The sequence below is a fragment of the Nocardioides sp. J54 genome (assembly GCF_000519005.1).
Taxonomy (GTDB): domain Bacteria; phylum Actinomycetota; class Actinomycetes; order Propionibacteriales; family Nocardioidaceae; genus Nocardioides.
In genome coordinates this window covers 1-14,117 of the sequence record NZ_JAER01000063.1, presented here as the reverse complement: position 1 = coordinate 14,117, position 14,117 = coordinate 1, and the positions used below count along the sequence as shown (strand labels likewise).

14 protein-coding genes are annotated in these 14,117 nt (G+C 73.8%); 8 read left to right on the top strand and 6 right to left on the bottom strand.

The genetic code is table 11. The features are described from left to right. Window positions 1-133 precede the first annotated feature (133 nt). Together NOCJ54_RS27665 and NOCJ54_RS0122120 are read right to left on the bottom strand one after the other, a co-directional pair. Complete coding sequence (locus NOCJ54_RS27665) at window positions 134-967, bottom strand: PadR family transcriptional regulator (protein WP_084255615.1); 834 nt, start codon at window positions 965-967, stop codon at window positions 134-136. A 145-nt stretch (window positions 968-1,112) separates the two neighbouring features. Continuing rightward, entirely contained in the window at window positions 1,113-3,053 is a 1,941-nt protein-coding gene (locus NOCJ54_RS0122120; RefSeq protein WP_028657218.1) for a M3 family metallopeptidase, read from the bottom strand. Between the two features lie 198 nt (window positions 3,054-3,251). On the opposite strand from NOCJ54_RS0122120, the gene NOCJ54_RS0122115 reads away from it, so the two are divergent. The 6 genes from NOCJ54_RS0122115 to NOCJ54_RS28740 all read left to right on the top strand — a co-directional run bounded on the left by NOCJ54_RS0122115 (window position 3,252) and on the right by NOCJ54_RS28740 (window position 8,872). Beyond that, window positions 3,252-3,782: a TasA family protein gene (locus NOCJ54_RS0122115; protein ID WP_028657217.1), complete on the top strand. Its 531-nt coding sequence runs from the start codon at window positions 3,252-3,254 to the stop codon at window positions 3,780-3,782. An 80-nt stretch (window positions 3,783-3,862) separates the two neighbouring features. Then, complete coding sequence (locus tag NOCJ54_RS0122110) at window positions 3,863-4,441, top strand: signal peptidase I (protein ID WP_028657216.1); 579 nt, start codon at window positions 3,863-3,865, stop codon at window positions 4,439-4,441. Window positions 4,442-4,672: 231 nt separating this feature from the next. Next, a complete protein-coding gene (locus NOCJ54_RS0122105; RefSeq protein ID WP_028657215.1) occupies window positions 4,673-6,478 on the top strand; it encodes an Ig-like domain-containing protein in 1,806 nt (601 codons plus the stop codon). Further along, the gene (locus NOCJ54_RS0122100; protein WP_028657214.1) at window positions 6,478-6,870 is read left to right on the top strand and encodes a hypothetical protein; all 393 of its coding nucleotides are present in this window, start codon (window positions 6,478-6,480) and stop codon (window positions 6,868-6,870) included. The genes NOCJ54_RS0122105 and NOCJ54_RS0122100 overlap by 1 nt, the downstream gene beginning before the upstream one ends. After that, window positions 6,871-7,620, top strand: a complete 750-nt coding sequence (locus NOCJ54_RS0122095) for a response regulator transcription factor (RefSeq protein ID WP_157515014.1) — start codon at window positions 6,871-6,873, stop codon at window positions 7,618-7,620. After that, window positions 7,613-8,872: a HAMP domain-containing sensor histidine kinase gene (locus NOCJ54_RS28740; protein ID WP_051486278.1), complete on the top strand. Its 1,260-nt coding sequence runs from the start codon at window positions 7,613-7,615 to the stop codon at window positions 8,870-8,872. Before NOCJ54_RS0122095 ends, NOCJ54_RS28740 begins: the two co-directional genes overlap by 8 nt. Here NOCJ54_RS28740 and NOCJ54_RS0122085 read toward each other — a convergent pair. The 3 genes from NOCJ54_RS0122085 to NOCJ54_RS0122075 form a co-directional block, all read right to left on the bottom strand. After that, window positions 8,869-10,098, bottom strand: coding sequence for an RNA polymerase sigma factor (locus tag NOCJ54_RS0122085; RefSeq protein WP_028657212.1), 1,230 nt, complete (start codon window positions 10,096-10,098; stop codon window positions 8,869-8,871). The genes NOCJ54_RS28740 and NOCJ54_RS0122085 overlap by 4 nt on opposite strands. Then, window positions 10,095-10,457, bottom strand: coding sequence for a YciI family protein (locus tag NOCJ54_RS0122080; protein WP_028657211.1), 363 nt, complete (start codon window positions 10,455-10,457; stop codon window positions 10,095-10,097). The genes NOCJ54_RS0122085 and NOCJ54_RS0122080 overlap by 4 nt, the downstream gene beginning before the upstream one ends. 214 nt (window positions 10,458-10,671) lie before the next feature. Further along, on the bottom strand, window positions 10,672-10,983 hold the full coding sequence (locus tag NOCJ54_RS0122075) for a DUF1905 domain-containing protein (RefSeq protein WP_051486277.1): 312 nt from the start codon (window positions 10,981-10,983) through the stop codon (window positions 10,672-10,674). A 66-nt stretch (window positions 10,984-11,049) separates the two neighbouring features. Here NOCJ54_RS0122075 and NOCJ54_RS0122070 point away from each other — a divergent pair, with 66 nt between their 5' ends. Both NOCJ54_RS0122070 and NOCJ54_RS0122065 read left to right on the top strand, forming a co-directional pair. Next, window positions 11,050-12,339: an MFS transporter gene (locus NOCJ54_RS0122070; protein ID WP_028657209.1), complete on the top strand. Its 1,290-nt coding sequence runs from the start codon at window positions 11,050-11,052 to the stop codon at window positions 12,337-12,339. Further along, window positions 12,336-13,343, top strand: coding sequence for an NAD(P)H-dependent flavin oxidoreductase (locus NOCJ54_RS0122065; protein ID WP_036519357.1), 1,008 nt, complete (start codon window positions 12,336-12,338; stop codon window positions 13,341-13,343). Before NOCJ54_RS0122070 ends, NOCJ54_RS0122065 begins: the two co-directional genes overlap by 4 nt. Window positions 13,344-13,371: 28 nt before the next feature. On the opposite strand, the gene NOCJ54_RS0122060 is transcribed toward NOCJ54_RS0122065, so the two are convergent. Next, entirely contained in the window at window positions 13,372-13,881 is a 510-nt protein-coding gene (locus NOCJ54_RS0122060) for a mycothiol transferase (protein ID WP_028657207.1), read from the bottom strand. Window positions 13,882-14,117: the final 236 nt, after the last annotated feature.

The window sequence follows — 14,117 nt, the reverse complement described above, 5'->3', positions numbered from 1 at the left end:
CTGCTCGCCGACCAGCTGGTGGTCGGCTGACGGCACCGGGCACGACAGCGGCCCCGCACGGATCTCGTGCGGGGCCGCTGCTGCGTGACCCTGGCGCCCCGGGGTGCGGGGTGCCGTCAGCCCGGGTGGCGGCTCAGGCCTCGGTCGGGCCGGCCTCGTCGTCGACACCGTCGTCGGCACCGTCGTCGGCACCGTCGTCGGCACCGTCGTCGGCACCGTCGTCGGCACCGTCGTCGGCACCGTCGTCGACCACGTCGGCCTCGGGGCCGTCGGCGAGGATGCCGTAGAGGCTGCGGCGGGCCTCGACGAGGACGTCGACTGCGGCCCGGCGCTGGCTGTCGGAGCCCGCGGTGACGATCTGCCACACGGCGCTCATGACCTGGCCGATCTCGGCCTTGATGTCGGCGTTGCCGGACGGGCCGGCGGTGGCGCGGGCGGCCTGCTCGCGGTGCCGGTCGAAGGGCACCCAGACGGCGGCGAGCTCGTCGGCGTGCTCCTGGCACCAGGCCGCGCCCTTCGACGTCAGCCGCATGCCGCGGCGGCCGGCCCCGTCGTTCTCGACGAGCTCCTCGTCGAGGAGCTGCTGGACGGTCGGGTAGACCGAGCCGGGGCTGGGCTTCCACACCCCGCCGCTGCGCTCGGTGATCTGCTGGATGACCTGGTAGCCGTTGGGCGACTCCTCGCGCTCGTTCGCCGCGCGGAGCACGTCGAGGATCGCGGAGCGGACGTCCCCGCGGCGCACCCGCGGGCCGCGGCCCGGCTCGGGGCGGCCCTGGCCGAAGAGCCCGACCAGCCACGGCGGCGGGCCGGCGGGGCCGCCGAACCCGTGGCGGCCGCCGCGCGGCTCGCCCCAGGCGCCCCAGGGTCCGGGGCCGAAGTCGCCGCGTCCGCGGCGCTGGAACCCGCGCGGCTCGCCCCAGGGGCCGCAAGCGTCGGGTCCGAAGAACTTGTTGTGGTGGCGTCCCATGGGGACCTCCTTCGTGAGGTGGGGGGCCGGTGGACCCCCTCGTCAGTTCGAGATATCGCGGGAACAGTTCGTGTTCATTTCGCGATATATCGCAATGGTACGCCGAGCGTGGTCGCGATGCAAAGGGGCAGTGTGGTGCAGACCGTTACCTGGCGAGCCAGGCGGCGTAGGCGTCGAAGGCGAACGGGCGGCCCAGGAAGTCGGTGACCAGGTCGGCGGCGTCAGCACTGCCGCCGGGGACCAGCACCCGGTCGCGGTAGCGGTGCGCGACCGTCGGGTCGAAGAGGTCGCCGTCGGCGTCGAAGGCGCTGAACATGTCCTTCGCGATGACCAGCGACCACATGTAGGTGTAGTAGGCCGAGCTGTAGCCGCCGAGGTGGCCGAAGCTGGCGAACATGTGGGTGCCGGCCAGGTACGGCAAGGCGGCGTACCGCGCCTGCAGCTCGACCATCCGGTCGGTGAGGTCGGGGACCTGGCTGGCGGGCAGCGCCCGGTCGGCGTGGAACCAGTACGAGATCGCGGCGTAGAACATCTGGGTGCGGGCGTAGATGCCCTTGCCGTAGTCGTCGGCGGCACGCATCGCCGCGACGAGGTCGGCCGGGACCGGCTCCCCGGCCTCGTTGCTGGCGAAGGTGCGCAGCACGTCGGCGTGCCACGCCCACTCCTCGAGCATCTGGCTCGGCGCCTCGACGAAGTCCCACTCGGTGGCGACGCCGGCGAAGCGGAACCAGTCGCCGTGCCCGGCGAGCACGTGGTGCAGCAGGTGGCCGAACTCGTGGAAGAGCGTCACGACGTGGTCGTGCTCCATCAGGCCCCGGGAGAAGTTGCACACCAGCACGCCCTCGGGCAGCTGCTCGCCCGCGACGCCGTCGGTGAGCGTGAACTGCGCGGCGTGCTTGTACTTGCCCTCGCGCGGGTGGAGGTCTAGGTAGATCCGCCCGATGGTGCGGCCGTCCTTGTCGACCTCGTAGGCGGTCACCTCCTCGTGCCACACCGGCACGTCGACCTGCCGGTACGACAGGTCGAAGAGCCGGCCCGTCACGTCGAGCAGGCCCTGGCGGACCTTGCCGAAGTCGAAGTAGGTGCGCACCCGCTGCGAGTCCACGGCGTACTGCTCGGAGCGGACCAGCTCGGCGTAGTACTGGTAGTCGTAGCCCGGGACCTCGGTCGCGTCGGGGAAGTCCTGCCGGTAGCGCGTGAGCAGCTGGTCGAGGTCGCGACGCATCGGCTCCTCGGCCGCCTCGGCGATCCGGTCGATGAACTCGGGGATGGCGGAGCCCTTGCCGATCATCTTCACGTCCGCGTCGTACGACGGCCAGTCGGGGTAGCCGACGGTCGTGGCGAGCTCGTGGCGCAGGTCGAACAGCTCGGTGAGCAGCGCCTCGGTGGTCGGCCAGCCGCGCTCGAGGGACGCGACGGTGATGTCGCGCCGCACGGCCTGGTCGTGGGCGAACATCCGCACCGGCACCGAGTCCGGGTAGTCGGTGGTGACCGTGACCAGGCCGTCCTCGTCGGCGGGGTGGGCCTCCAGCCAGTCGGCCGGCATGCCGTCGAGCTGCTCGGGGCGCACGCGGATGCTGCGCACGTCGTCGCGGGTGACCCGGCTGAACTCCTGGTCGAGCTCGGTGATCCGCTCCCGGATGGCGCTGATCCGCGCGCGGGTCTCCTCGTCCTTGTCCACGCCGGAGCGGCGGAAGTCGTCGCGCACCTTCTGCAGCAGCCGCAGCGCGAGCGGGTCGTGCGCGACCGCGTCGTCCTCGATGGCGGCGAACACGTCGTACAGCCCGCGGTCCAGGCTCCACTGCGTCGCCAGCCGCGACGCCTCCTGCTCGACCCCGTCCGCGAGGTCGCGGGCGGACTCCTGCGGGTGCACGTTGCCGAAGAGCGACCCCAGCGCGGCGACGTTGCCCAGGTGGCCCGACGCCCGGTCCCACTGGCGCAGCACCTCGACCGGGTCGGCGGGCGGCGCCGTCCGCAGGCCGTCGACGAGCTCGGTCGCGCGGGCGAGCTCGGCCGCCGAGCGCTCCCTGATCCAGTCGGGCCAGGCGTCGGACGAGGTCGGGAGCGTGAGCGGGGCGAGCGTCATGACGACAGGGTACGAGCGCCCGTCCAGCCGCCGGGGAGCGTTCGTGGAGATCTCGTGGAGCTCCACGGCGGGGTGTGCCGAACCGTGGAGGAGCCGGGGAATTCGCGGGGGTCTCGTGTGGACCGCGTGTGAAGCGCGCCTTGGAAGAGTTCTGGTCATCGGGGAACAGCCCCCGCCACCACCACAGGAGAAGCTCCCATGCAGATGTCCAAGAAGGTCCTCGTCCCGCTCGCCACCCTCGCCGCCGCCGGCGCGATCGCGGTGGGCTCGGGTGCCACCTTCACCTCGCAGTCCAGCAACACCATCAGCGCCGTCACCTCCGGCACGCTGTCGCAGAGCAACTCCAAGGACGGCGGCGCCGTCTTCGACCTGGCCAACATGAAGCCGGGCGACACCCTCAACGGCTCGCTCACGCTGACCAACACCGGCAGCCTGCCGGCCACCTTCAGCCTCACCGAGACCGCGTCGGCCAACGGGTTCACTGGCTCGAACCTGACCCTGGCGATCACCAACACCACCACCGGCGCCTCGGTCTACAACGGCACGTTCGGCGGCCTGGTCGACGGCACCAAGACCGACCTCGGCGTGGTCCAGGCCGGCGTCGCGAACACCTACAAGTTCTCGGTGAAGCTCGCGACCGGCACCCCGAACGCCGACCAGGGCAAGACCGCCTCCGCGTCCTACCAGTGGGACTCGATCCAGCTCGACGGCGACACCTACGAGCAGTGATCCCTGACCGGCCCCGGCACTGAACCACCCACTGACAGCACCGACACCACCGACACCACTGACACCACCAGGAGACCACCATGGCCGAGCACCGACGCACCCGGCTCCACCGGGCCCTCGGGGCCACGGGCAACCTCCTGCTGGTGGCGGTGACGCTGCTCGGCATCGCCTACGTGCTGCCGTCGCTGCTGGGGCACGAGCGGTACGTGATCACCGGCGGCTCGATGGCGGGGACCTACGACAAGGGGTCCATCGTCTTCGAGGAGCAGGTCCCCGCCGCCGACCTGGAGGTCGGCGACGTGATCACCTACCAGCCGCCGCCCGCGTCCGGCGTCACCTCGCTGGTCACGCACCGCATCGTCTCCATCGGCCGCTCCCCCGAGGGCGCGCAGGTGCTGCGGACGCAGGGCGACGCGAACCCGGACCCTGACCCCTGGCGGTTCTCGCTCACCGCGGACGAGCAGCCGGTCGTGGCCTACTCGGTCCCGTACGTCGGCTACGCGCTCATCGCGCTGGCCGACCCGCAGGTGCGACTCCTCGTCGTCGGCCTCCCGGCCGGCCTGGTCGCCCTGCTCAGCCTCGGCCAGCTGGTGGCCGCCGTGCGCACGCGCCCCGACCCCGCACCGGGGACAGGTCCGGGCGCCGCCCGGCCGGCCTGACCAGCACCAGCGAGGCGCGGCGCTCCCCCGGCGTGGGGCCGGGGGAACGCCGCCTGTTCCGTTTTGTGGAGAGCGCGTGGAGGTCGTGTCGACCGGCCGTGGGTCGCCCCTCCCTAGCGTTGGAGGCACCGGAGACAGCCCGCCTCCCGCACGCCAGCAACAACCACCCAGCCACCACCCCAGCCACCATCCCAGGCACCGCCCAGCGGGCCCGGCACCGGAAGGACCGACATGCGTCGCACCACCGCGATCGTGCTCCTCGGCCTCGTCGTGCTGACCGGGTCCTCCCGGCTGTTCAGCGGGTTCTCGGACGCGACGTTCACCAGCACCAGCGCCAACGTCGGCACGGTCCGCGCCGCGGCCGACTGGACCGCGCCGACCGTCGCCGTCACCTCGCCCGGCACGCCCGTCCAGGGCACAGTCACCCTGGCCGCCACCGCCAGCGACGCCGAGTCCGGCATCTCCTCGGTCACCCTGCAGTACCTCGCCCCCGGCACGACGTCGTGGGCCACGCTGTGCACCGACACGGTCGCGCCATACACCTGCAGCTGGGCCACCGGCTCGATGGCCGACGGCACCTACGACCTGCGCGCCCGCGCCACCAACGGCGCGGGCTACACCACCGTCTCCGAGGTCGTCCGCACCACCGTGGCCAACAACGTGCTCGTGGTGCTCTCCGACCCCGGCGAGGTGGTCCGCGGCAACGTGTCGATGAGCGCCACCGTCTTCAACGGCGGCCCGCTGGCGTGGAGCGTCACCGTGCAGTACGCCCCCGCCGGCACGACGGCCTGGAAGCCGCTGTGCTCCGGGCTGTCCGCACCGTTCGCCTGCACGTGGAGCACGACGGGCCTCGCCAACGGTGAGTACGACCTGCGCGCCGTCGCCACCTTCCTGCTCACCACCGCCACCTCGGCGGTCGTCCGGGACGTCCAGGTCGACAACCTCGCCCCGACCGTCTCGATGACCGACCCCGGCTCGCCCCTGAGTGGCACGGTGACCTTCGGCGCCACCGCCACCGACGCGCACTCCGGTGTCCAGCAGGTCACGCTGCAGCACCAGCGCAGCGGCACCAGCACCTGGCAGCCGCTGTGCACGACCACCGCGGAGCCCTACACCTGCCGTTTCGCGACCACCGCCCTGGTCGACGGCACCTACTCGTTCCGCGCCGTCGCCACCGACGTCGCCGGCAACACCACCACCTCGGCGGCCGTCACCGGTCGCGTCGTAGACAACACCGTCTCGTCCGTCTCCCTGGACGACCCCGGCACCGTGCTCACCGGCACCGTCGCCGTGAGCGCGCAGGCCAACTCCACCGCCGGCGTGACCTCCGTGCGGATCCAGCACGCCCCGAGCGGCAGCAGCAGTTGGACCGACCTGTGCACGGCCACCGCGGCGCCGTACTCCTGCACGTGGGACACCCGCAGCGTCGCCGACGGCAACCGCGACCTGCGCGCCGTCCTCCTCGACGGCCGTGGCGGCACCACCACCTCGGCGGTGCTGACCCGCAAGGTCGACAACAGCCCGCTGCGGGCGATCGACGTCCAGGCCACGAACGGCGACGGCACCGCCGGCCGCCTCGACGCGGGCGACACCCTCACCCTGACCTGGAGCGAGGTCGTCACCCCGGCCAGCCTGTCGGCCGGCTGGGACGGTGCGGCCGTGCCGGTCACGCTGCGCCTGCGCGACGGCAACGTCAACGGCGTCGGCACCGGGCCCAAGAACGACGTGCTCGACGTGCAGCGGGGCAGCAGCACCGTGAACGTCGGCTCGGTGGCGCTGCGCGAGGACTACGTGAAGACGAAGAAGCAGGTGTCCTTCAACGCCACCATGACCGCGACCACGGTCAGCGTCGACGGCGCCGACCGCACGGTCGTCACGATCGTCCTGGGCACCGTGTCGTCCGGGTCCGGCCTGCGCACCGTCACCACGACGCCGGGCATGGTGTGGAGCCCCTCGGGCGCGGCCACCTCGCCCACCGGCGGGGCGTGCTCCACCACGCCGGTCACCGAGACCGGTGCGGCGGACCGGGACTTCTGATGGACCGCCACAGCGTCGCTACCCGCGTCGCCGTCCTGCTGGCCGTGCTCCTCGGCACCGGTGAGCTGGGCCGGGCCCTCGGCGTCGGACCGGGTGGCGCCTCGGTGACCGCCGCGGTCCTCGCGCCGGTCACCTTCGCCGCAGCCGTCGCCCTGTCCCGTCACAGCTGCCTGGAGACGCGGCTCCCGGTCGTGGTCGTCGTCTGCGCACAGCTGCTCGCCACCGGGCTCGCCGTGGCCGTCGGGCTCCCCGGGCAGGCCAGGACCGGCCTCGGCATCCAGGAGGCGGTGACCATCGTGCTGGTGCTCGGCGTGCTGGTGGCCCTCGACGCCGACCGTCGCGCCCGGGCGCGCTCGGCCACCGTGCCTCCGGGGTCCCCCTATGCTCGGTGAGTGCCCGTGCGCCTGCTGATCGTCGAGGACGACGACGCCATCGCCGCCCCGCTCGTCCGCGCCGTCCAGCGCGAGGGGTACGACGTCGAACGGGTCGCCGCCGGGGAGCCCGCGGTCGCGCGGGTCGCGGACGGCGGCGTCGACCTCGTGCTGCTCGACCTGGGCCTGCCCGACATGGACGGCCTCGACGTGTGCCGTCGGCTCCGTGCCGACGGATACGCCGGCGGGATCGTCATCCTCACCGCCCGCGCCGGCGAGCTCGACCGGGTGGTCGGCCTCGACGTCGGCGCCGACGACTACCTCGCCAAGCCGTTCAGCCTCTCCGAGCTGCTGGCCCGGGTCCGGGCCCTGCTCCGCCGTGCGCACCGGCCGGCCGTCGTCGACGGTCCTGCCGAGCCCGAGCCCGCGGTCACGGCACCCGCGCCGGTGCGCGAGCCGGCGAGCGGCGCCCGCCCGGGCTTCCGCCTCGACCGGGCCGCCCGCCGGGCCTGGGTCGCCGGGGCCGAGCTCGCCCTCACGGCCAAGGAGTTCGACGTCCTCGCACTGCTCGACGAGAACCGTGGCGCCGTGGTGAGCCGCGAGACGCTGATGGCGAAGGTGTGGGACGAGAACTGGTTCGGCTCCACCAAGACCCTCGACGCGACGATCGGCCGCCTGCGGCAGAAGCTGCAGGACGCGGACGCACCGATCACCCTCGGCACCGTCCGCGGCATCGGCTTCCGGCTCGAGGACGCCCGCGCCGATGCGTGAGCGGCTGGTCATCGCCTTCGTCGGCCTGACCCTCGCCGTCATCGGCATGTACGGCGTCCCGCGGGCCTACTTCCTGGCCGACCTCGTGCGCGACCAGGAGTGGAGCACCCTCGACAGCACCGCGGCAGCGCTCGAGGGGCTCGTCGAGGAGCGGCGCGAGCGCGGCGGCGACGTCGACGTCGCCCTCCTCGAGCACGGGCTCACCGGCGCCGACCGGGTGGAATACCTGCCCGAGCAGGGCGAGACGCTGGTCGCCGGGGGCGCCGAGGACGCCGACGGCGGCATCGAGGTCGTCCGCGACCTGCCCGGTGGCGGCGCGCTGCACCTGAGCGTCTCCGGCGACACGGTCACCGCCGGCGTGCGCACGGCGATCACCCCGCTGGTGCTGCTCGGCCTGGTCCTCGCCGTCGGCTCCGCACTGCTCGGCTACGGCATCGCCCGGCGCATGTCGCGCCCGTTCCAGGAGCTCGCGGTCCACTCCCGTGAGCTCGGCCACGGCCGCTTCGACATCGACGTGCCGTCGTACCGGGTGCCGGAGGCGGAGGCCATCGGCGCTTCCCTGCGCGGCGCGGCCGGCCGCCTCGACGCGCTGGTCCGGCGCGAGCGCGAGTTCGCCGCGAACGCCTCGCACCAGCTGCGGACCCCGGTCACCGCGCTCCGGCTGGGGCTGGAGGACCTGACGCTGTGGCCGGAGACCGCGCCCGAGGTGCGGGCCGAGCTGGAGCGCGGGATCGCCGAGCTGGACCGCCTCAACGCGGCGATCGACGAGCTGCTCGACCTCGCCCGGGGCCGGCGGCTGGACGGCCAGGAGGTCGTCGCGCTCGGCAGCCTCGTGCTCGCGGCCGCCGTGCGCTGGCAGACCACGCTGGCGGCGGACGGCCGGGAGCTCGTCGTCGACACGGACGGCACCGCCCGCACCCGGGCCGCCACCGGCGCCGTGGAGCAGGTCCTCGACGTGCTGGTCGAGAACGCGCGGGTCCACGGCAGCGGTGCGATCACCGTCGAGGCGCGCGACGCCGGCACGCACCTCGAGATCGCGGTCGCGGACGAGGGCACCCGCACCCTGGGCCCCGACGTCTTCCGGCGCGGGGTGACCAGCCGGGACGGCGCCGGCCACGGCATCGGCCTCGCCGTCGCCGCCGACCTGGCCGAGCTGTGCGGCGGCCACCTGTCGCTGGACACCGCCAGCCCCACCACCCGCTTCGTGATGTGGCTGCCCCGCGTCGACGCCCCCGGTGAGGAGCCCGGCTAGCCGCCGACCAGCTCCCCGCGCTTGCGGGTGAGGTAGGCGCGCTCGGCGATGTTGTCGCACACGGCCAGCGCGGCGTCGTACGCCGCCCGGCTCTCCGCGGAGCGGCCGAGCCGCCGCAGCAGCTCGGCCCGGGTGGCGTGCCACGCGTGGTAGTTCTCCAGCGGCAACCGGTCGACGATTGCGAGCGCCACCTCGGGGCCGTCGAGCTCCGCGATCGCGACGGCCCGGTTGAGCGCCACGACCGGCGAGGGGTCGAGGTGCGCGAGCTGGTCGTAGAGCGCGGCGACCTGCGACCAGTCCGTGTCAGCGGCCGTCGGGGCGTCGGTGTGCACGGCGTTGATCGCGGCGAGCAGCTGGTAGCGCCCCGGCTGGTTCCGGGCGAGGCACTGGCGGACCAGGGCGTGGCCCTCGACGATGAGCCCGCGGTCCCAGCCGCCGCGGTCCTGCTCCTCCAGCGTCACCAGCTCGCCACCGCGCACGCGCGCCGCGCGGCGCGCCTCGGTGAGCAGCAGCAGGGCGAGCAGCCCGGTGACCTCGGGGTCGTCGGGCAGCAGCTGGTGGAGGATCCGGGCCAGCCGGATCGCTTCACCGGTGAGCTCCGCGCGGACCGGGTCGCCGTCGCCGGAGGACAGGTAGCCCTCGTTGAAGATCAGCAGCAGGACCGCCAGCACCGTGCCGACGCGGCCAGGCAGGTCCTCGGCCTCCGGGACGCGGTAGGGGATGTTGGCGCCCTTGATCTTGGCCTTGGCGCGGGTGATCCGCTGCGCCATCGTGGTCTCCTGCACCAGGAAGGCGGCGGCGACCTCGGCGACGGTCAGGCCGCCGAGCAGGCGCAGGGTGAGCGCGATCCGCGCCTCGGGCGCCAGTGCCGGGTGGCAGCAGGTGAAGATCAGCCGGAGCCGGTCGTCGACGACCGCGCCGACCGGCTCGTGCGGGGTGTCGTCCTGGATGACCACGGCAGCCTCGTGCTTGGACTCGCGCAGCTTCTCGCGGCGCAGCTTGTCGATGGCCCGGTTGCCGGCCGTGGTGGTCAGCCAGCCCCCGGGGTTGGGAGGTACGCCGCCCTCGGGCCACTTCTCGAGGGCGGCGACCAGGGCCTCGCCGGCAGCCTCCTCGGCGATGTCGATGTCGCCGAAGCGGCGGACCAGCGAGGCGATGATCCGGCCGTACTCCTCGCGGAAGATCTGCTCGACGGCCGCGCGCGCCTCCGCGGCAGCCCCGGTCACGCGCTCGGCGGCTCGGCCTGGAACGGGCGGACCTCGACCTTGCCCCGGCAGGCGACCGAGCCCTCCGCGGCGTACCGGAGCGCGGTCTCGCGGTCCGGAAGCTCGAGGATCCAGAAGCCGCCGATGTGCTCCTTGGTCTCGAGGTAGGGCCCGTCGGTCACCACCGTGTCGCCCGCCGACGCGTCGACGACGCTGGCCGTGCTGGCCGTCTCGAGGCCTCCGGCGAAGACCCACACGCCGTCGGCCTGGAGCTTGTCGTTGAAGCGGTCGACGGCGGCGACCATCTCGGTGACCTCCTGGGGATCGATGTTCGCGTAGTCCTCTTCGCTGCCGTGCACGCTGAGCAGGTACTGCGTCATGGGTCGTCTCCTCCGGTCGGCCGGGTGGTCCTGGTGACCGCCCTCGTCACCACCACGAACGGTGGCTGCCCGGTACGACAGCCTGCCACCGCTTTTCTCATCGGTCTCCCGCCGAAGCAGTCCTCCGTGGGCCGGCCGACGACACCGCTACTGCTGGCCGGCCGTCAGGTGAACCGCCTGTCAGCTGAGCCGCCCGGTCAGCTGAGCCGCCCGGTCAGCTGAGCCGCGCGGTCAGGTGCACCTCGACGGTGTCGCCGGCCTCCTTGCCGCTCTCGACCCGCAGTCCGTTGGCCACGGGCAGCTTGTGGTTGCCGTCGCCCAGGGCCATGAACGAGGTCTCGAACGGCACGTCGTCCACGGTGCCGCGCACCTTGACCCGGCCGCGGGTGCCGAACCGCGCAGCCGACTCGGGCCAGACCACGTAGGTCCAGCCGCCGGGTGCGTCGCTGCGGCGCAGCGTCTCGGTGAAGGTGATGTCGAGCGGCCCGACGCCGTGCGGCGGCCCGCCCCCTGCTGAGGTGCCCATGGCTGTGCTGACCCGCGCAGCGGCGTGGATTCATCGGGTTCCGGCCGCCGTCCGTAGCCTGACCCGGTGAGCCTTCGCGGGATGCTGGCCGACACGCGGCCGCTGCAGAACCCGCACTTCCGGCGGCTGTGGCTGGCCAACATCATCACGGTGGTCGGTGCGCAGCTGACCGTGGTCGCGGTGCCGGCGCAGATCTACTCCGAGACCGGCTCGTCGGCGTACGTCGGCCTGACCGGCGTCTTCGGCCTCGTGCCGCTGGTGGTGTTCGGCCTGTGGGGCGGGGCGCTCGCGGACCACTTCGACCGGCGCACGATCCTGGTCATCACGACGTCCGGCCTGATCGCGACGGCCGCGCTGTTCTGGCTGCAGGCGGCGCTGGACCTCGGCAACGTGTGGGTGCTGCTGTCGCTGTTCGCCGTCCAGCAGGCGTTCTTCGCCGTGAACCAGCCGACCCGCTCCGCGGTGCTGCCGCGCCTGCTCGACGTGGACGTACTGCCCGCGGCGAACTCGTTGAACATGACGGTCGTCCAGGCCGGTGCGATCGGCGGCCCGCTCGTGGCCGGGGTGCTGATCCCGTTCACCGGCTACGCCTGGCTCTACCTCGCCGACGCGGTCTGCCTGCTCGCGACGCTCTTCGCCGTCGTACGGCTGCCGCGGCTGCCCGTCGAGGGCGTCACCGGCACGCCCGGCCTGCGGTCGGTCGCGGAGGGCATCGCCTACCTGCGCCGCCACCCGGTGCTGATGATGTCCTTCGTCGTCGACATCATCGCGATGGTCTTCGGCATGCCGCGGGCGCTCTTCCCCGAGATCGCGCACGAGAGCTTCCTCGGCCCGGAGGAGGGCGGGCTGGCCTTCGCCCTGCTCTTCGCCGGCATCCCGGCCGGCGCCGTGCTCGGCGGGATCTTCTCGGGGTGGGTCTCGCGGGTCACCGCACAGGGCAGGGCCGTCATCTGGTGCATCGTCGTGTGGGGCGTGGCGATGGCGGGCTTCGGCCTGGCCGTCCTCGGCGCCGACCTGACCTCGGGGTCGGCACGCCCCTGGCTGCTGCTGGCCGTCCTCATGCTCGTGGTCGGCGGGGCGGTCGACATGGCCTCGGCCGCCTTCCGCAGCGCGATGCTGCAGAGCGCGGCGGCCGACGAGGTCCGCGGCCGCCTGCAGGGGATCTTCATCGTCGTGGTGGCCGGAGGCCCCCGCATCGCCGACGTCACGCACGGCGCGACCGCCGTGGCCGTCGGCACGGCGGCCGCGGCCACCGGTGGGGGTGTGCTGGTCGTGGTGCTCACCGTCGCCGCGGCGCTCCTCGTGCCGTCCTTCGTGCGCTACCGGGTGGCGTCCCGCGCCAGACTGGACGGGTGAGCCTGCTCGACACCGACCTGCCCGTCGTCGCCGCTCCGATGGCCGGCGGGCCGTCGACCGTCGCCCTCGCCACCGCCGTCACCGACGCCGGCGGTTTCGCCTTCCTGCCCGCGGGCTACCTGTCGCCCGCTGCGCTCGAGGCGTTGCTCGGCGAGGCCCGGGCGACGGGTCGGCCGTTCGGGGTGAACCTCTTCGTGCCCCAGCCCGGCGCGGTCGACCGCGCGTCGTACGACGCCTTCCGTGCGGCCCTGGCCGCCGACGCCGCCGACCCGGGCGTGGAGCTGCCCGCCGAGCCGCAGCACGACGACGACGCCTGGCCCGCCAAGCTCGACCTGCTGGTCGCCGACCCGGTCCCGCTCGTCTCGCTCACCTTCGGCCTCCCGCCGGCCGCGGACGTCGCCCGCCTCCGCCGGGCCGGTTCCCGGGTGCTGGCGTCGGTGACGACCGCGGACGAGGCACGCCAGTCCGAGGAGGCCGGCGTCGACGGGCTCGTCGTGCAGGGACCACGCGCCGGCGGGCACAGCGCCACCTTCGACCCGGGCCGCCGGTCCGGCGACGCCCCGACCGCGGACGTGGTCCGGCAGGTCCGGGCAGCCACGCGGCTGCCCGTGGTGGCCGGCGGCGGGGTGGACGGCCCCGACGCCGTCCGCGACCTGCTCGCGGCGGGGGCGGAGGCGGTCGCCGTCGGCACGCTCCTGCTGCGCGCCGACGAGGCGGGCACCTCGGCCACCCACCGCGCCGCACTCGCCGACCCGGCGTTCACCACGACCGTGGTCACCCACGCCTTCACCGGTCGTCCCGCGCGGGCGCTGCGCAACGCCTTCGTCGAGCGGTACGACGCCCTGGCACCGCTCGGCTATCCCGAGCTGCACCACCTGACCCGGGGCCTGCGTCGTGCCGCCGCCGCTGCCGGCGACCCGCACCGCCTGCACCTGTGGGCCGGCACCGGCTTCCGCGCGGCCCCGACCGGACCGGCGGGCGCCATCATCCGCAGCCTGGCCTGAGGCCTGCCGGCGCTGTCAGCCGGTCCGGTCAGCCGGCGCGGTCGACCAACCCGCGCAGGTAGGCCGCCTGCCCGACGTGCTGCGTGCAGTCGTTGACCACGCTGACCAGCCGCACCCCGAGCGTCACCGGCGGGTCCCACCGCTCGTCGACGACCCGGTCGAGGTCGTTGCCGGTCACCGTGGCGACGTACTCCAGCGTGCGCGCGTGCGTCGCGCGGTAGTACTCCGCCAGCAGGCCGGCCGACGCGCGCACCAGCCCGACCTCCTCGCTGCTGTGGCCGTAGCCGATGTCACCCGGGCTCAGCGGCAACCCGAACCGGTCCTCGAACCCGCCTCCGGTCCACACCTGCTCCTGCCCCGCGACGTCCGCGACGTGGTCGTCCTGCACCCGGGTCAGGTGCCACACCAGCCACCCGATGCTGTTGGCGTCGGGGTCCGGCCGGTGCGCGAGCTGCTCGTCGCTCGCCCCGTCCAGCACCGCCTCGACGCTCTCGAGGACACGGCCGAAGGAGTCGGCCAGGAGGTCGGCAGGAGTCATGCCCTCGACGGTACGTCGCGGACCCGGTGCGGGGAACCGCCGCCACCACAGCCCGCCAGGCAGGCCCGGAGGTTTCGAGGCTCCTCGCTGGCGCTCGTCGCACCTCAACCACCGGGAGACACGCAGTCCGTGCCGGCAAGCGCGCCGCCTGCCGTCCGTCAGGGCCCCGCGGTCAAGGATCGCGAAGCGACCGCGTAGCGGCGGAGCGCAGCGACGTCCTTGACGGCGGGGGACGG